Raw genomic sequence first — 18,129 nt, 5'->3', positions numbered from 1 at the left:
CTCTTGTATTTTATGACCTTACTATAAAATATTCACATAGTTTCTTTTAATTAAAGAGAATGTCTTAGTCATCTTCCCCATCCCATAAAGACGTCTGAAGTGATGAATTGTCTTGAGCATCAGAAAGTTGAGAACGCCTTTGTATAGACGTTGTAGAGGCAGGAGCAGAAAGCCCTAAATGGCTCCAAGCCTTTTCAGTTAGAATGCGTCCACGAGCGGTTCTTTGAATAAAACCTTGTTGGAGCAAATACGGTTCAACAATATCTTCAATGGCATCGCGTGGTTCTGATAAAGCAGCAGCAATTGTTTCAATCCCCACCGGTCCCCCTAAAAAAGTTTCCGCAATCAGGAGCAAGTAGCGGCGATCAAGCGGATCAAGCCCAAGATGATCGACCTCAAGGCGGGAAAGCGCTTCATCAGCGATTTTTTGGTCAATTTGTTTTGCCTGTTTAACCAAAGCAAAATCACAAACACGCCGTAAAAGCCGCCCAGCAATACGAGGAGTCCCCCGTGCTCGGCGTGCAATTTCATGAGCACCATCATCACTGATCTTGACGGCAAAAAGCCGTGCATTACGCTGCACAATATATTCCAATTCTTCTATCGTATAAAAATTGAGACGAATTGGGATGCCAAAACGGTCTCTCAGCGGTGTGGTCAAAAGCCCCAAACGTGTAGTTGCCGCTACCAAAGTAAATTTAGCCAGATCAATTTTCACCGAGCGTGCGGCCGGCCCCTCCCCAATGATCAAATCAAGTTGATAATCTTCCATGGCTGGATAAAGAATTTCCTCAATCGCCGGATTTAAGCGATGAATTTCATCAATAAACAAGACATCACGTTCTTCGAGATTGGTCAAGAGAGCGGCTAAATCTCCTGCTTTAGCGATGACCGGTCCTGAAGTAGAGCGAAAATTAACGCCTAATTCTTTTGCCATAATCTGTGAAAGCGTTGTTTTTCCCAGTCCCGGTGGTCCTACAAACAAAACATGATCCAGCGCTTCTTGCCGCGTTTTTGCTGCTTCAATAAATATTTTTAAATTAGCCCGTGCCGCTTCTTGACCAATAAAATCATCGAGAACTTGTGGTCTTAAGGAACGATCTGGATCGTTAGGAAGGGGTGCGGAACCCAGAAGGCGTTTATCTTCATCTTTATGCATTGTTACCTTGATTTTAAGTAGGAGAAGAAAGCAATTTGAGACTATGGCGGATCAGCAGAGCAGAAGAAACAGTTTCCCCCTCAAGAGCGTTCATCGCAAGAGCAAGAGCACGGGATGCATGCTCCCGCTCAAACCCTAGCTTCATCAACGCAGAAAGCGCATCATGCGCAGGTTGATTGGTCATCTCACGCTGAGGAACCGAAACAGTCTTGAGCGCTTGTTCAAAGGGGAGTGTTTTACTTTTCAACTCACCCACAATTCTTTCACTGACTTTTTTACCAACGCCCGGCGCTCGACTAATCATCGCAACATCGTTTAAGGCAATAGCCTGTGCGAGTTCATCTGGTGATAAAGTACCCAAGATTGCCAAAGCAACCTTCGCCCCTACTCCAGGAACATTTTGTAGAAGACAAAACCACTCCTGTTCAGCTCTTGTAGCAAAGCCAAAAAGGCGGATTGCGTCTTCCCGAACATGCGTTTCAATAAAAAGGCTTAACGCCTCCCCAACAGAGGGTAAAGAAGGACGGAGCCGATTTGAAACAAAAACAACATAACCCACACCGTGAACATCAAGAAGGATATGATCATCAAAGATATGTTCAAGAGTGCCCTTTAATTTGCCAATCATGCTTCCACCCCAATCATACCGCCATCCTTGCCTGATAAGATCGGTCAATACTCTTACGGTGCATACTATGACAAAGAGCAAGAGCAAGAGCATCAGCCGCATCACTGCTATCAAATTCAGCCCGTGGGAGGAGAACTTTGACCATCATATGAATTTGTTCTTTAGCACCGTGTCCAACACCAATAACCGATTTTTTCACTTTGTTGGGCGCATATTCAAAAACAGGAAGATTGGCTTGCGCAGGAACCAGCAATGCAATTGCACGCGCTTGCCCAAGTTTTAAAGTTGCTGTAGCATCTTTGTTGACAAACACATGTTCTACAGCGGCTTCATGGGGCATAAATTGATGCACAACCTCTGAAAGACCTTTGTGGATCTGACATAGTCTGGAAGCCAGCTCACACTTTACATCAGAAGAAACGGTCCCTGCTGCAATAAACTGAAGACGATTACCCGCAACATCGATAACGCCCCACCCTGTACGCCGCAATCCGGGATCAATGCCTATAATACGAATCGTCTCTGCCATAAACTACAGTCTATACACTTTTCCCCCCTGTGAATAAAGATGTGAATAAAGACAAGACCACAAAGAAAACAACAGCACAAGACAAAACCACTAAAAAGATGATCATGCCCCCCAATTATAACACGCAACGAACAGCATCTTTATGAAGCATAACTGAAATCAATCAAAACCATTCACACATCACAAGCAAGCACCCTATCAAACACCTTATAAAACATAAAAATTCTCTTTCTTTATCATGTCCAATGCCATAACAGTTAAACATCGCAAGCGAGCAAATAGAGAGTGCTGGATTGTACATTCATTAAGTGTAAAGAGACTATGCAATAGATAGTATACACTTTACGGAAACTTTTTACATTATAACATGTTGCTACCACAGTAATTCAACAAATTGATTTATAAAGATAATTCATTATTTTGTATGTTGAATAAGAATCCCGAATATCCTAAGATTTTCTCATTACAAACCTCTTTATATTGAAGCAATCAAAACCATTCGCTCACATATGAAACGTGGGATTTCCCTATGGAGTAAACCTGTACAAGAAAGGACTAAAAATGCCTCTCATGAACCATCTCTAATGCCAAGGGCTTATCACAACATTGGGAACTGGCAAATATGATGATCGTGCCGGCTTGCTCCGTTGCAAGCGTAAAGATGAGGAGGCTCAATGGATGTAAGCAAGAACTGAGAGGTGTTTTTGAATATGCCCATTACACCACAATGACATTGCATGGAGAGGGACATTATGCATGGGACACAGAGAACCCCCGAGGCATTCATTATAGAGCACTTTATTTTGGATGTTTTATTTTACGCGAGGAAAAATAACTTCCATTCAAAACAAAAGAAGCCCAAAAACTGACACAATGTGTATCATCCTCATTAACACACGCTTTACAGCAACTTTATAGGCATAAATTATAGAGCATAAATAAATTGATGTACAAGCCCCAGCTCTATCTAGCGCCTGATTATTATCATAGCCAAAACAAAATCACACGATATATCAACAGAAAGTGTTCCAGCTGCAATCAACCGAAGCCGATTTTACAAGACCAACCATACCCCACATTCCATGCCATATTCGAAATCAATACCTATACACCCCCTCCCTCTACCCCCCTCTCAGCTATAAGCTCAAGACATTTCCTACGCTCAAATAGAAATTAGGCAGAAAAAAGCACTCTAGATTAGTTTTAGTTGTGCAATTTTGGTTGTAAAAAATGGGTAGATTGCTCTAAATATCGCAAGAAAGAAGCAAGGAGCTATTCTTCTCATAACACCCAAAAGCTGTTTTCAGTCATTCGATTTGTTTTCCCACTAAATTATCATTTCTTAAACTACAACCGCCCTTATTGACCAGAACGCTTAAACTACAGCCGCATATCTACGAAAAAATGCACGCTCCTAAACGCAATGAAATGAGAAACAAATTGGCGAAAAATTTCTGGCAATTCATGCCAATGCGGGGTCTCAAGTTCCAATGTCGGTGTATGAAGTGACACTTTTACAATTTCTTTTTTTATTTGTTCTGATGACATTTCCCCTTCACGCAGAGCAAGGAAATACCTCTAAGAACGCCCAAAGGCTGTTTTGAGCAATTCGATTTGTTTTCCTACTGGATTATCATCTTCTAAGGCACAGGAGGCTGCAGTTTCCCAACCAGCACGCATATACTGTATGCGCGCTTCTAAACGCAATGAATGAGAAACAAATTGGCGAAAAATTTCTGGCAATTCATGCCAATGAGGGGTTTCAAGTTCCAATGTCGGTGTATGAAGTGATACTTTTACAATTTCTTTTTTTATTTGTTCTGATGACATTTCCCCTTCACGCTCTGCGCGAAGAAGAAGGAGTTGAGAAGCGATTTGCATCAGTCGTGTACTTAAATACATAGCTTCTTTCGCATAGATTGCAGAAACTTCTGCCGAAAGGGAACGTGCTACTAATTTCCCTTCTGAATCAATATACGCTGCGGTTTTTTCAATCAGCGCCATTGTTTCTTCATAGAGACGATTAAAAGCATTTTCAAAAGCATTATGCTCAATCATGATAATAGGTTCATCATATGGACGTTTATGTACACTCACGCTTTTATACTCCAAGTATCAGCACAAAATTATACCACTCAACGAACAGAGTATTAAAAAGTTTCTTTTGTTGCTGTATAGAACGCTTTTTTTAAAACTGCTACCTCTTTTAATTTTTTTGCGCAACGCGCTTTTTATACTAAGGTTAACGCACCCAACAAACACTATAGGAGCGTTTTTCTTATAAACGGATCAGTTTCCTTGAAAAGGACCACTGCCAAGATCGCCGTCTTTCACAATAATAGGCGACTCCAAATTGCAGAGCAATACCCGTTATTATTAAGAGGGTATCGGAAAAAAACGTTCCTGTCATCACTGTTTTTATAATTTGTCCAAACATCGCAAAAATGGTTCCCGTTACAAAGACCGGTAAACTATGTTTTCCTAAGATTGCTAAAGGATGTTTCTGAGAGACATAAAACCATTTATTGATGCTTGGCAAAGAAAGAATGAAAAAGGCTAATGCAAGAACATGGAGTAAACGTGGCAAGCTTAAAAAGGTTTTATTAAAGTTCAACAATGGGGAAGACCAGCCAAGCCACCCCAAAATGCCCCACCAGTTTAAGCGAACCCATAACAGTGCCAACAAGAGATAAGCTGCCGCACAAACAATCCAAAAAGACTGAAAAGCGATTTTTTTTCCTTGTTTAAGCGCTAAAGTACTGGTCAATCCTATGACAAATAAGAATTGCCAAGACAAAGGGTTTAAAAACCACTTTCCTTCTAAAGGATAAGAAGGAGGAGCAATTTTATAAAATCCGCAGATAAGATACAGCGTAAACGAGCCCAAAAGCAGCCATTTTGTCTGTTTACAACTCAAATAAAGGATAAAAGGCGCAAAAAACATCAAAACGATATAAAGTGGAAGAATATTATTATATCCCAATTGATGCCCAAAACTTAAGGTACTCAAAAATGCGATACCAGGCTCTTTAAAAAAGAGTCTCATATTGTTCATTGATAAAAGTTTTTCTGTTTTCCATAATAAAAAGGCAGCAAAAAAAAGACTTAACGTGACAAAGGTAGTAAAAAGATATGCGCCATAGAGCTGCAAAGCTCTGTACCACAGTTTTCGGATGATAAAAGCAAAGGATTTTTGCTGTAACCGTCCATGAAAGCTTAACCCAAGAGCAATCCCTGAAAGCAAAACAAACACTTCTGCACAATCAGAAAAACCGAAATTTCTATGGGTAAAAGACTCATAGATCGTTCTGGGAATATGGTTGATGAAAATCGTCAATAAAGCTAAAGAACGAAAAACATCAATACGTGTATCACGACGAAAAGGTTGAGTATTATGCTCAAGAATACCTTGGTATTTCATCAGTGGACTCCCACACGCCACAAACCCCTTGAAGTCCCATAAAAATGGTGGTTACCCTTATTGCCAACAAGCATAAACAGGATGAAATTTTAATTTTTAAGTGTCAAGTTTCATTTTAAGCGTTTATTTTTTAAAAGGCAAAATTTTTTTAAAGGTAAAAGAACGAAAAGAATCCATACATGTATCACAGCAAAAAGGCGACATAATTATGCTTAAAAACACTCTCATTTCTCATAAGCAGGCACCCACACACCCACAAATCCTTTAAATTACGTGAAAATGGTGGTCACTTTCATCGCAAATAAGCATAATAGAATGAAACTTTAATTTTAAGCATTATTTTTCTCTAAGAAACAGGGATTTGACATGACAGAACAAAAAAATAAACCAATTGATTCACCTCTTTTCCCTCAGTTGATTTTAACACTTGATGTTCGGCGCAACACCCCACACACATTTTTGCAGCAAATTTTTCAAACAAAGTCTTTTGCATGCGTCATCCTCTATGATTCTGAAAAGCAGAAAGATGATAGCTCTTTTTTACAACAACAAGCACAAACTTACGCAGAAGATATCCAAAATCACGACGCAGCCCTTCTCATCGCTGATGACAGCCGCATTGCTGGGCGCATAAAGGCTGATGGATTGCACATAGAAGATGATCTTAACGCTCTTGAAAGCTTCAAAAATCAGCAAAAGGAACAAAAAATCATAGGCTTTGGCAATCTACGCAATCGCCATAGTGCTATGCTTGCAGCGGAAACAGGTGTTGATTACCTGTTCTTTGGAAAACTCGGTGCTGATAAAAAAACCCAAGCGCACCCCCGCAATCTCCAGTTAGCAACATGGTGGGCAGAAATTATGCAAACCCCCGCCATTATCCAAGCAGGAAGCGATTTTTCAACCTTTGATGAAGTCTTAAAGACTGGATGTGAATTCATTGCTGTAGAAGAAGTGATTTTTGGGAACGACAACCCCTTAATACTGCTTAAAACAATACAAGAAAAATGTGAGAAAACCCCCTTGTAATATAGGAGACATACATAAGCCGCTGATAAAACCCCATACACTCACTCATGCAATACCCAGTGAACATAGCGATAAGCAAAAGCTACGAAAATCCCTGCCATAGTTCAAGCAGGAAGCAATTTTGCACTCTTTGATAAAATCTTAAACACCACATATGAATTCATTGCTGTAGAAGAAGTGATTTTGGGGAACGACAACCCCCTGATGATACTTAAAATGATAAAAATAAGGGAAAAACCAAAGCACTTTCAAAAAAACAGTACACTGTCTCAAATTAAATTAGAGATTTTAGTTACTAACAATAACAATAATTAATAATAATAATAGTAGTTATAGATTACTTAATATAAAAATAAATAATTTTTAATTAAGGGATATTGTAAATGTAATTAACAGTAATTACATGAGTTATTGTTTCATAAATTATTATTCAACAAATTTTATCAATAAAAAAATGTATTATACAGTTTTTAAATTAAAAAGGGGAGAAAATGAAAAATACAAAAAATATTGATTTTGACTATATTTATAGTTCATTTGTTTCAAGATTTTATTGGAAATGTAACTATTTTAAAAACGTATTTTCACCTTTCTATATAGAGAAAAGTCTTTTTAAACATGGCATGTTAGGTCTTTTTGAGGATGAAACACAGGGGTTTTTACTGTTACCATGTGAAGCTCACTTACAAGAAGGAGAACCAACAGAATACAAATGCAGCGGGAATGGCTATTCAAAAATAATTAATAAAGAGAATATTGTCATTCTTAGAAATGGTATATCTAGTGATATTCCATCTTTAATAGCTAAAAAATATGCAGAGAGGACATATAATATATTTCAAAATCATGGTATTGTAGCGCGAACATTAGAAAATGCGGTTTCATTCCCCATAAGTCCTGAAAGCCCTATACAAAATTTAGAAAACTTGCGAAAGCACCTAGAAACTTCAATCTCTGTAGCTGATCCTGGAAGCCTTATACAAAATTTAGAAGATTTGTGGCAACAACGAGACGACTTGCTTAATGAAGCTTTCTCAATATTAGGATTAAAAAAAGGAGATAATTTTATACGCTGTGTACATGCAAGAGAGACTTTTGTGAAAAATTGTAAAGATCGTTTTAATTTTGATATTAGTTTTAAAAGCCAATATGAATATCAGGAAGAATTATCCTCTCGCTTACGGTAAAATCAAGCACCATTAATTGTCATTAGGATGTGAAAATCATAGTAGTAAAATAACTAAGCTTTGCTTTAATGAGGGGCTCTCCGCCTCTCATTAAAAAGCTGTAAGTTACAAAAACTTTTTTCATTTTTACTGCAATCTCCTAAAATCACTTTATTCCCCCTATAATCACTTTATCATTGAGCAAATGTTTTTTATCGCATACACAACACCTAGGAAGGGTTTGAAACAACTTCTTGCATATTAAAATGGGAGAGATTTTTCAATTTTAAAAGAAGCTTGTATACTACCATTGTCCGAGCATCTGTACCTATATTGTCAAAGTGAGAGAGTGCTAAGATTGCGGGAAATCATAGCGCATCCAAATTATCTTATATTGTATCGAGTAGCTGCAAAATAAACTGAGATTTTAACCGTAGTACACGCCCGCCGTAAATTTCCTAACTCCATTTGATTTGATGAAAAACGCAATACCTCTCACGAGAAAAACACTATTTTAATTTTTATTGTAAATTTCTTAAAATTACTTTATGAATTAAAAGATGTTTTGGTCGCATACGCAACGACCAATAGGGCTCTAAAACCCGAAAATCTAAACATGAATTTACCCCACTTTGTGGGTATCCCGGAATTCCGGGAGTTTTTGCTATGTCCAGGTGCTCTCAGCACTAAAAGCAAAAAAAGCTGATTAGATTTCAGTACTTTCAAGCTCCCGGAATACTCATGCGAGGGCGCTCGCAACCGGCGGGGAAAAATGCAATCTCAAAATCTTAATATTGATCTTTTTATTGGCAAAAAAATTCGCTTAAAACGAAAAATGTTGAAGATGTCTCAAAAAACATTAGGTCAACATTTAGGCGTCACTTTCCAACAAATCCAGAAATATGAAAAAGGCTTAAATCGTGTCAGCGCAGGGCGTTTAAAGAAAATTTCTGATATCTTGAATGTTCCACTTTCCTTTTTTTACGCGGATATCTTAACAAAACAACAGCCCCCATATCATCATGATGAAATCGCATCGAGCACAGAGGAATATCTGCTGCTCAAAAGATTTAGAACTCTCACAACGGTAAAAAAGAAAGCCTTTTTACAACTGATCTCTGATGAGAATGCAAACTAACATCACACAGATAGCACGCGCTATTCAAAGTCCCACTTTGTGAACACTTTATTGCTTGAATGCAAAACATACCACCCCTCCATTTTAAAAAACGACACGTTAAGAGACACTATTTTAATTTTTATTGTAAATTTCCTGAAATTACTTTATGAATTAAAAGATGTTTTGGTCGCATACGCAACGACCAAAAGGGGCCTTGAAAACCCTAGATCCGAGCGTAAAGATGAACCCACTTTGTGGGTATCCCGGAATTCCGGGAGTTTTTGCTATGTCCAGGTGCTTTAAGCACTAAAAGCAAAAAGGCTGACTCGGATTCAGTGTTTTCAAGCTCCCGGAATACTCATGCGAGGGCGCTCGCAACCGGCGGGGAAAAATGCAATCTCAAAATCTTAATATTGATCTTTTTATTGGCAAAAAAATTCGCTTAAAACGAAAAATGCTAAAAATGTCTCAAACAACTTTAGGACACGCTTTAGGTGTCACTTTCCAACAAATTCAAAAATATGAAAAAGGCTTAAATCGTGTCAGCGCAGGGCGATTAATGGAAATTTCTGATATTTTGAATGTTCCACTTTCCTTTTTTTACGCGGATATCTTAACAAAACAACAGTCCCCATATCATCATGATGAAATCGCATCAAGCACAGAGGAATACCTGCTGCTCAAAAGATTTAGAACTCTCACAACGGTAAAAAAGAAAGCCTTTTTACAGCTGATCTCTGATGAGAGTGCAAACAATATCACACGGATAGCGCGCTATTCATAAGCATTCATACGTATTTTAAAAAGCAGCCCCCATTGTAAGCATTTTTTCATTTTAGGAGGAGAAGCCCTTAATATAATAGAAGATAAGCATCTTTACACACAATAACCCTTTATCATTATTATTTTTAACAGGACTATTTTCAACAGTCTGGCTCTCGTCAACATTTATGCTATTTTTTTAAACTTACCCAACCCTACCTTAACTAAGACGAAAAACTGAGAGATAAAAAGTAATATAGAAATGAAATTCTTATACGGCTTGTAATGATGAAAAAAAAATGTGAAAGTTCTGATCGGTAATGAGGAGAAAACACCATGATCAAGAGAAGCGTGAAGCTGCTTATCTTAGGCGTGCTTGGCCTTGCAAGTTCTGCTGTCAATTCAGCTGGAAACACTGAAGAATTCTCAAGTTCTGAAGACTCTTTCAATACGATTCAAGAAGCTTCAAACACTCAAGAACCTTTTCAGCCCTTAAAAGCTGGAGACTATGATCAAGCCTATGACTATTACATCCAAGGTTATTATTTAAAAGCTTTTCGTGAAGCACTCCGACGTGCTGAAAAAAATGATCCTTTTGCACAAACTCTTCTTGCCAGAATTTATATGGAGGGATGTGCTGTCCCTATTGACGGTGCGCGTGCTGCTTTATGGTTTGAACGCGCCGCAAAACAGGGGGAACCCCAAGCACAACTACGCTATGGGCTTATGTTGTTTGATGGTAACTTTATAAAACAAAATCAAGAACTTGGTGAACAGTTCATTCAAAAATCTGTCAATGCAGGCGTCAAGGAAGCCTATTTTTATTACGGACAACTGCTTCTTTATAAAGCCGCACAGGAAAAACAAGCTCTCCCTGGTGTTTCTTCTCAAAGCCGTGAAAATGAAGCAATCGAGCAAGCCTTAAAATTGTACTTAAAAGGTGCTGCTCTTGGAGATGCTGAAGCTGCTTTTTCTGCTGCAAAAATTCTTTCCTTAGGCACGTTAAAACGACCAAAGGATGATCGCAATGCTCGCAAACTCATGGAGGTAGCGGCTCAAAACAACCACTTAAAAGCTCAACTTCATTTAGCACAATGGCTTATACAGGGGCGTGGAGGAGAAACAGATTTTCCCCGTGCTTTTCATTTACTTCAAAGAAATGCTATCAACATGATAGCACCAGCACAGATTTCCCTTGCAAGGCTTTATCGAGATGGCACAGGAACAAAAGGCGATATAATAATGGCAGCGGCATGGTATATGCTCGCAAAAGAGGCAAAAATGCAAGCTCCTGATCTTGAAATGATGCTCCAAGGCATGGACAAAACACAACTAGAAAAAGCGCACAAAGAAGCAATAAAGCTCCTTCCTGTTTTTTAAAATACTCCTCTCTGCTTCAAAGAGATAAAATTTATAGAAATTCTGGGAGTTTTTGCACTGTCCAGGGGCGATAAGCACTAAAAGCAAAAAGGCTGTTTAGAACTCAGTACTTTACTACTCTCAGAATACCAACGTGAGGGCGCTCGCACCCCGTCGGAGGGAAATGCAAACCAAAGATCTTTATAACGACATTTTCATTGGTAAAGAAAACGCACTGGTATCATTTACTTAACAAACAATATCCAATAAGCAAAAGAACTAGGCTATCGCGAAAATTCCGAAAGCTCTATTTTTTCATTCTTTTTTCTTGGACGAAAAACACGCCGACTCTCAGTAAAAAGCTATTTTTTATTGTAAATTTCCTAAAATTACTTTATGAATTAAAAGATGTTTTGGTCGCATACGCAACGACCAATAGGGCTCTAAAAACCCGAAACCTCGTACATAAATTTACCCCGCTTTGCGGGTGTCCCGGAATTCCGGGAGATTTTGCTATGTCCAGGTGCTTTAAGCACTAAAAGCAAAATGCTGATTCGAGGTCAGTGTTTTTAGACTCCCGGAATACCAACGCGAGGGCGCTCGCACCCGGCGGGGGGCTTTAAAATGCAAACCAAAAATCTTGATAACGACATTTTCATTGGCAAAAAAATTCGTTTGAGACGAAAAATGCTAAAAATGTCTCAAAAAACATTAGGTCAACATTTAGGTGTTACTTTCCAACAAATCCAGAAATATGAAAACGGCTTAAATCGTGTCAGCGCAGGGCGTTTAAAAGAAATTGCCGATATCTTAAATGTTCCACTTGTCTTTTTCTATGCGGACACCTCAGCAAAACAACAGCCTCCATACCACCATGATGAAATCGCATCAAGCACAGAGGAATACCTGCTTTTAAAAAGATTTAGAGTTCTAACCTCGATAAAACAAAGAGCCATTTTACAGCTCATCGCTGATCAGAATGAAAGCTTTTAACATTATGATATAGGGCGCTACACTCTTTGTTCTTAACTTGCCTCCCACCCCTCAAAGGACAGAAGCCCCTTCCCTATCCGGTTGGGAAACAATCCGTCTTCTCAGAACAGAACTCTTTTAGCTTCCCATTTCATGTGGTTCATTTCACAAAATTATCCGGACAAGCCCCCCTCATATATTCACCACATATTCTCATAAAAATATCACATGTGCAAAGTTTGATGTCTTATAGCACCACACCTCAAACGATAGTATTTTACAGCAAACAGAATAAGCATTCATACGTATTTAAAAAAGATAGCCTTCAAAAAGCAATGCTTGAAAATTTTTTTGGTCGATCTGGAACAGCACCTAACGCCTCATTTTATAATGGTGATAGAGGATATGATCTTAACATGCAAACGCAAAAAATTGCTTTTTTATCACAATTACCAAAAACAGCAGTTTATTAAAATATACGCCGCAAGAAGCACTTCAAGCAGCCTTTACAGCTGAAACCATTATTCATTGATTAATTAACCGATTGATTAGATGCCGATATGTTGTTAATGTAACGATGAGTAAAGTTGCTCTTATTTCTGGAATAGGAGCTTCGCAAAAAAGAGCAACAATAAGTAAGGGGAATTAACGATGTTAAAATATTTATTGCTGTCACCGGTTGTGTTGGTGGCAGGTTGCGCATCTGTAGGCAATTATTCATCAAATTATGTTGATCAAAGTCTTACAAAGCATCAGGCACAATTAGTCGCTAACAAATTTATTAGCGGTAACAAAGGGTTTTTACCACCCGCTACAACCACACTTCTTATAAAGAAAAATAATACAGCAGACAACTTTACTCCTGTATTTATCAATCTGTTGCGACAGAATGGATATAATGTGATTTATACAGATCAACCCCAAAAACAACAAAACATGGGTGTGAATTTGAGTTATAGAATAAGATTAAATAGTAGCACTATAGTGTCTCTTTTTCAGTATAACGTGAATGGAGAGCCGCGTTCTTATATAAATACTCAGCCCAAATGAACCCGCTATTTAATGTGAATTTTCTCTATATTTTACACATAAAGACTTAAAAGCTCTTGCGAAAGGCAAAGAGATTTGCACCTCAATAAAAAACCTCATTTTTAGCCAGAGTGGATAAATTTTATTATAGATTGTGACAATACAAAATAGTGTAAATTATAGCTTTGAGATTTAAGAAAAGAAGAATACTAAAAATAATGAAAATGCCCCACACCCTAGTGAATTGTTACGCGAAGATGTAAATGCAAAACTTGGACTATCTGTGATTGAAGCAGCTGAAGAGTTTTCTATATCCCGTGTAGCATTTTCTAGGGTATCGGTAAAATCCTTATAACGACATTTTCAGTGACAAATTCATTGGCAAAAAAATTCGTTTTAGACGAAAAATGTTGAAGATGTCTCAAAAAACATTAGGTCAACATTTGGGTGTTACTTTCCAACAAATCCAGAAATATGAAAACGGCTTAAATCGTGTCAGCGCAGGGCGTTTAAAAGAAATTTCCGATATATTGAATGTTCCGGTTTCCTTTTTTTATGCCGCTTAACAAAACAACAGCCTCCATACCACCATGATGAAATCGCATCGAGCACAGAAGAATACCTGCTTTTAAAAAGATTTAGAACTCTTACCACTGTAAAAAAGAGAGCCATTTTACAGCGCATCTCTGATGAGAATGAAAACTTTTAACATTATGATATAGGGCGCTACACTCTCTGTTCTTAACTTGCCTCCCACCCCTCAAAGGACAGAAGTCCCTTCCCTATCCAGTTGGTAAACAATCCGTCTTCTCAGAACAGAACTCTTTTAGCTTCCCATTTCATGTGGTTCATTTCACAAGATTATCCGGACAAGCCCCCTTCATATATTCACCACACATTCTCAATCAAAAACACCTCATGGCTTTACGGAACTTATATCATTGCCATCAATTATATCATTGCCATTAATGATGATATTTTACGACACAAAGGGATAAAATCCCCAAAAATTCTAAAAATTTTTTGTGCAAATTTTTAAAAAGCTTGCGTCTGAGCGCTTTTTATGGTCTTGCAAAGAACTGAAAAGCAAAAATACATCAAGGTCCTTTTTTACTTAAGCTTTTCTCTTTGCAAAAAACAGGAGAAAACCTATGGAGCGCACAGGACCATGAGAGAGCCGCAAGGCTAATCAAAAATTTGAGCCAAAAAATAACAAAAGAGCTCACCGTTAAAGGCAGCAAAGAAAAGCGCCATAACGACAACAAAAGAGTTCTTTTTGCAAGAATAGAATTGGATAGAAACGATGAAAATTAATGGCAATGAAATTCGCCCTGGCAATGTGATCGAACATCAAGGAAGCTTATGGGTTGCTGTTAAATGCAACGCTGTAAAACCAGGAAAAGGTGGTGCATTTAACCAAGTTGAAATGAAAAATTTAATTGATGGTACAAAACTTAATGAACGGTTTCGTGCTGCTGAGACGGTTGAACGCGTGCGCCTTGAACAAAAAGATTTCACATTTCTTTATCAGCAAGGGGATGCTTTGGTCTTTATGGATTCAGAATCTTATGAACAACTTGAACTTCAAAAGGATTTTGTTGGTGAACGTGCTGCTTTTCTCCAAGATGGGATGACTGTCACAGTTGAACTTTATCAAGAAAAACCTATTGGCATCTCACTTCCTGATCAAGTTGCTGTCACGATTGTGGAAGCCGATCCTGCCATCAAAGGACAAACGGTTACCTCCTCTTATAAACCCGCCATTCTTGAAAACGGGATTCGTATTCTTGTTCCCCCCTTTATGAATGCTGGTGAACGTATCATTGTAGACACCAATGAGTTGATTTATTTGCGTCGCGCAAATGAAAAAGATAAATAAAGGAATAAAAAATGGCCCATTCTGCAGTCATGAATGTCATGGTGCAAGCTGCAATGAAAGCAGGACGCTCTTTGGTGCGTGATTACGGTGAAGTGCAAAATTTGCAAGTATCTTTGAAAGGACCAGCGGATTATGTCAGCCAAGCAGATCGCAAAGCGGAAAAAATTATTTTCAATGAATTAAGCAAAGCGCGCCCCAAATTTGGTTTTCTGATGGAAGAGTCTGAAGAAATCATTGGCGAAGATTCTCAACATCGTTTCATTATTGACCCATTAGATGGCACCACAAATTTTCTCCATGGCATTCCTTTTTTTGCTGTTTCCATTGCCTTAGAAAGTCAAGGGAAAATCGTTGCTGGTGTCATTTACAATCCCGTAAGTGATGAACTCTTTACCGCAGAACGCGGGTGTGGTGCTTTTTTCAATGACCGACGCTGTCGCGTTTCTGCAAGGCGCAGACTAGAAGATTGTGTCATTGCCACAGGTATGCCGCATTTTGGTCGCCCAAATCATGGAACCTATCTTATTGAATTACGCAATGTGATGGCGGAAGTTGCCGGACTTCGCCGTTTTGGCGCTGCTGCTCTTGATTTAGCTTATGTTGCTTCTGGCCGAACCGATGGCTTTTGGGAAGATAACCTGCAAATTTGGGATATGGCTGCTGGAATATTGATGGTTCGCGAAGCCGGTGGTTTTGTCACCGATAAAGAAGGCGGCAGCGATATATTTCGCAAAAAAAATATCATTGCTGGCAATGAACACATTCGCATAAAACTAGAAAAAACCCTCAAAAAAGGCATTTAGACCTCAGAAGTAGTGTCTTTTTAAAAGGCAATGCTAAAAGTTTAACTTTGCAACATCCCCATAGAGATATCTCTCATTACGCAACCTTATCTCTTATTGAATTACGCAAGTAATGATGAAAGTTTCTGGACTTCGCCTTCTTAGCGCTGCTGCTCTTGATTTAGCTTATGTCGCCGCAGGAAAAACCGATGGCTTTTGAGAAGACAATCTACAAATTTGGGATATGGCTAGCGGCATACTGATGGTTCGCAAAACCGGTGGTTTTATCACCGATAAAGAAGGCAACAATATATCCCGCAAAAAAATATCATTGCCGACAATGAACACATTCGCACCAAACTAGAAAAAAACTCAAAAAAAGTATTTAACTCTTACAGTTTTTTACAAAAACCTTAGAACCTTAAAAAACCACATGAAGAGAGAGTTTTAAATTTTCTTTACAGAAAACGATAGGAAATAACTGATCAGATAGTGACAAAAACATCATCACAAAATGCCCCAAGAAGCAATTATCGCACCCAAAGCAAAAACACAGTCCATTCCCTCTCTCAATATATGCTCTTTATAGTGCGCTATCCATTGATCGAAAAAACTCTCCTCTCTCATAAAAGCTGCCGCATATGTTTAAGAGTTTTCACGTCTTTTCCACCACTGCATAATAGCAGAGATTTCAGAAAAACCACTGATTCATAGGGCTGTTCTCTACCCCTTTATTCAACCGTTTTACAAATAGTTTATCAAATGCCGACGACATTTATAATAATGAAAATCTTTGTTTTCCAAAATTGCTTTCTGCACTTCACTTGCAAGCTGTTCTTTATCTTTTTCAACAGCCTCTTTCAGCGCCTTTACCTTCTTATCCCCAAAGATAACTTTTAATTTTTCTTTTAACTTTTTTTCCTCAACAAGCTTCTCCCAAAAGATCAATCGGTTATCACATGTCTCATTTGCTGCTTTTATCCATTCTCTGGCTCCTAATTTATAAATTTCTTCAAATGTTGGATTCCCTTCAACAATGGAAAGATTTTTTGCTCTATTTGTGTCATTATCTTTACAAGTATTGATTACATCTCTAACTGTGACAGAATGGCAACCCTTATCAAAAGCAACATAGCCCTTTTTCACTGTTTTAATAAGCTTCTTATAGTAAATGAAAGTTTCTCTTGCCGCCTTATAATCACTGGAAATATCACACAACAACAACAACAACACATTCTTTTTACAATATAATAATAAAGTACACTCACCAGACCAAGATTCCGAAAGCTTTAGCATTTTCTCTATCTCTTTGTGTTCTATACTTATAGATATGTTGTCCCACAAAGTATCTGTAAATTTTTTCTTTTCATCCTCCCCTGTAAAGTTTTCCTTTTGGTGCTGTTTGCATTCAGCTGTAATCATATCATCAAGAACATATAACCACCAATGAAGTAATAACATCGTAGGTTGACTCCGTTTTTTGTTCGTAAGAGGATCTACAAACTTTTGCAGAGTTATTCCATTCATTCTCATTAATCGCACTGCTTTTACAAAAAATTTCCTAAAATACGAGGTATCCAAGAGACTACATATTTTTTTGTAATGTTCATAAGTAAGTTTTTTTTCAAGTGCTTGTCTGTACAATAAACGCACTTCGTGCTCCCCTCGAATACAAATATCCTTTACCAATGGAAGCCGATCTCCACTGAATTTCATATCTTCCCTAGGATTTTTTATCCCCAATACGTCTCTTTCCCACTGTTTCACTCCCTCATCCCATTGTTTCAACCATTCCTGCGATACTTTTTGAGTTTTTGCAAAAAGCCTCTGTTCCCCTTGTGCAATAATATCTTGATATCCAACGCACTCTTGCTCTTTTTGCTCAAGTTGTTTAGTTAAATGCTTGTTCTGATAAATTGCCAATGCAAGCATTAAGCTTCCCCCACAACACACTATCATTGCAAAACCAAACAAAAAATCCACTGAGTATCCCAAATACCACGACTTCCCCATCAATATGATGCAGAAAATCATAACGCCGAATCTTCTGCTCCCACATTCTTTCCCCCATTTCCAAATGACCTTAATTGTAGCTATTATGAAAGCTATTGCCCATTTTATGTCTTCTTCCATTCTTGCTCTCTTTTATTCTCACCAACATTTAACGCAGCTTTCTCATCGATTTCTCGATATTGTATCATTGTGTGTACATCTGATTTGAAAATCACTACATATTATATTTTAATAAAAATAATACACAAAATATAGATGTTTTTGTTGGTAAAATAGAACAA

At 38.1% G+C, this 18,129-nt stretch carries 17 protein-coding genes and 2 pseudogenes; 12 read left to right on the top strand and 7 right to left on the bottom strand.

All coding sequences use genetic code 11. The features are described from left to right. Nucleotides 1–64: 64 nt before the first annotated feature. The 6 genes from ruvB to ACFIKG_RS03125 all read right to left on the bottom strand — a co-directional run bounded on the left by ruvB (nucleotide 65) and on the right by ACFIKG_RS03125 (nucleotide 5,737). The gene (gene ruvB, locus ACFIKG_RS03150) at nucleotides 65–1,159 is read right to left on the bottom strand and encodes a Holliday junction branch migration DNA helicase RuvB (protein ID WP_375613207.1); all 1,095 of its coding nucleotides are present in this window, start codon (nucleotides 1,157–1,159) and stop codon (nucleotides 65–67) included. A 13-nt stretch (nucleotides 1,160–1,172) separates the two neighbouring features. Then, entirely contained in the window at nucleotides 1,173–1,787 is a 615-nt protein-coding gene (gene ruvA, locus ACFIKG_RS03145) for a Holliday junction branch migration protein RuvA (RefSeq protein WP_375626548.1), read from the bottom strand. Between the two features lie 13 nt (nucleotides 1,788–1,800). Then, nucleotides 1,801–2,316, bottom strand: a complete 516-nt coding sequence (gene ruvC / locus ACFIKG_RS03140) for a crossover junction endodeoxyribonuclease RuvC (RefSeq protein WP_375626550.1) — start codon at nucleotides 2,314–2,316, stop codon at nucleotides 1,801–1,803. Between the two features lie 1,380 nt (nucleotides 2,317–3,696). Continuing rightward, nucleotides 3,697–3,864, bottom strand: a complete 168-nt coding sequence (locus ACFIKG_RS03135; protein ID WP_375651742.1) for a hypothetical protein — start codon at nucleotides 3,862–3,864, stop codon at nucleotides 3,697–3,699. A gap of 30 nt (nucleotides 3,865–3,894) precedes the next feature. Next, nucleotides 3,895–4,413: a DUF1465 family protein gene (locus tag ACFIKG_RS03130; RefSeq protein WP_015856950.1), complete on the bottom strand. Its 519-nt coding sequence runs from the start codon at nucleotides 4,411–4,413 to the stop codon at nucleotides 3,895–3,897. A 181-nt stretch (nucleotides 4,414–4,594) separates the two neighbouring features. Continuing rightward, nucleotides 4,595–5,737, bottom strand: a complete 1,143-nt coding sequence (locus ACFIKG_RS03125; RefSeq protein ID WP_375651741.1) for an OpgC family protein — start codon at nucleotides 5,735–5,737, stop codon at nucleotides 4,595–4,597. 366 nt (nucleotides 5,738–6,103) lie between these two features. Between ACFIKG_RS03125 and ACFIKG_RS03120 the strand changes: the two genes are divergently transcribed. The 12 genes and pseudogenes from ACFIKG_RS03120 to ACFIKG_RS03065 form a co-directional block, all read left to right on the top strand. After that, complete coding sequence (locus ACFIKG_RS03120; protein WP_375651740.1) at nucleotides 6,104–6,766, top strand: thiamine phosphate synthase; 663 nt, start codon at nucleotides 6,104–6,106, stop codon at nucleotides 6,764–6,766. Between the two features lie 491 nt (nucleotides 6,767–7,257). After that, on the top strand, nucleotides 7,258–7,953 hold the full coding sequence (locus ACFIKG_RS03115; protein ID WP_375625256.1) for a hypothetical protein: 696 nt from the start codon (nucleotides 7,258–7,260) through the stop codon (nucleotides 7,951–7,953). A gap of 751 nt (nucleotides 7,954–8,704) precedes the next feature. Beyond that, on the top strand, nucleotides 8,705–9,070 hold the full coding sequence (locus ACFIKG_RS03110; protein ID WP_375651739.1) for a helix-turn-helix domain-containing protein: 366 nt from the start codon (nucleotides 8,705–8,707) through the stop codon (nucleotides 9,068–9,070). Nucleotides 9,071–9,443: 373 nt separating this feature from the next. After that, on the top strand, nucleotides 9,444–9,836 hold the full coding sequence (locus tag ACFIKG_RS03105; protein ID WP_375651738.1) for a helix-turn-helix domain-containing protein: 393 nt from the start codon (nucleotides 9,444–9,446) through the stop codon (nucleotides 9,834–9,836). 314 nt (nucleotides 9,837–10,150) lie between these two features. Then, nucleotides 10,151–11,194 (top strand): tetratricopeptide repeat protein, encoded by a 1,044-nt coding sequence (locus tag ACFIKG_RS03100; RefSeq protein ID WP_375651737.1) that lies wholly within the window; start codon nucleotides 10,151–10,153, stop codon nucleotides 11,192–11,194. Between the two features lie 603 nt (nucleotides 11,195–11,797). Then, the gene (locus tag ACFIKG_RS03095; RefSeq protein ID WP_375651736.1) at nucleotides 11,798–12,166 is read left to right on the top strand and encodes a helix-turn-helix domain-containing protein; all 369 of its coding nucleotides are present in this window, start codon (nucleotides 11,798–11,800) and stop codon (nucleotides 12,164–12,166) included. Between the two features lie 221 nt (nucleotides 12,167–12,387). Beyond that, nucleotides 12,388–12,618: a hypothetical protein gene (locus ACFIKG_RS03090; protein ID WP_375651735.1), complete on the top strand. Its 231-nt coding sequence runs from the start codon at nucleotides 12,388–12,390 to the stop codon at nucleotides 12,616–12,618. Between the two features lie 178 nt (nucleotides 12,619–12,796). Next, the gene (locus tag ACFIKG_RS03085) at nucleotides 12,797–13,195 is read left to right on the top strand and encodes a hypothetical protein (protein ID WP_375651734.1); all 399 of its coding nucleotides are present in this window, start codon (nucleotides 12,797–12,799) and stop codon (nucleotides 13,193–13,195) included. Between the two features lie 386 nt (nucleotides 13,196–13,581). Beyond that, a pseudogene (locus ACFIKG_RS03080) lies at nucleotides 13,582–13,883 on the top strand (helix-turn-helix domain-containing protein). Nucleotides 13,884–14,477: 594 nt separating this feature from the next. Next, nucleotides 14,478–15,053 carry an elongation factor P gene (gene efp / locus ACFIKG_RS03075; protein WP_273787683.1) on the top strand — a complete coding sequence of 192 codons (576 nt, stop codon included), beginning with the start codon at nucleotides 14,478–14,480 and terminating at the stop codon, nucleotides 15,051–15,053. Nucleotides 15,054–15,064: 11 nt separating this feature from the next. Next, nucleotides 15,065–15,856 carry an inositol monophosphatase family protein gene (locus ACFIKG_RS03070; RefSeq protein WP_015856959.1) on the top strand — a complete coding sequence of 264 codons (792 nt, stop codon included), beginning with the start codon at nucleotides 15,065–15,067 and terminating at the stop codon, nucleotides 15,854–15,856. Between the two features lie 100 nt (nucleotides 15,857–15,956). Beyond that, a pseudogene (locus ACFIKG_RS03065) lies at nucleotides 15,957–16,252 on the top strand (inositol monophosphatase family protein); the annotation flags it as partial. A 327-nt stretch (nucleotides 16,253–16,579) separates the two neighbouring features. Here ACFIKG_RS03065 and ACFIKG_RS03060 read toward each other — a convergent pair. After that, complete coding sequence (locus ACFIKG_RS03060; protein ID WP_375651733.1) at nucleotides 16,580–17,968, bottom strand: hypothetical protein; 1,389 nt, start codon at nucleotides 17,966–17,968, stop codon at nucleotides 16,580–16,582. Nucleotides 17,969–18,129 lie beyond the last annotated feature (161 nt).

The sequence above is a fragment of the Bartonella sp. LB28NMGDW genome, from assembly GCF_042194435.1.
Lineage (GTDB): Bacteria > Pseudomonadota > Alphaproteobacteria > Rhizobiales > Rhizobiaceae > Bartonella > Bartonella grahamii.
This window is presented reverse-complemented; position numbering and strand designations above follow the sequence as displayed.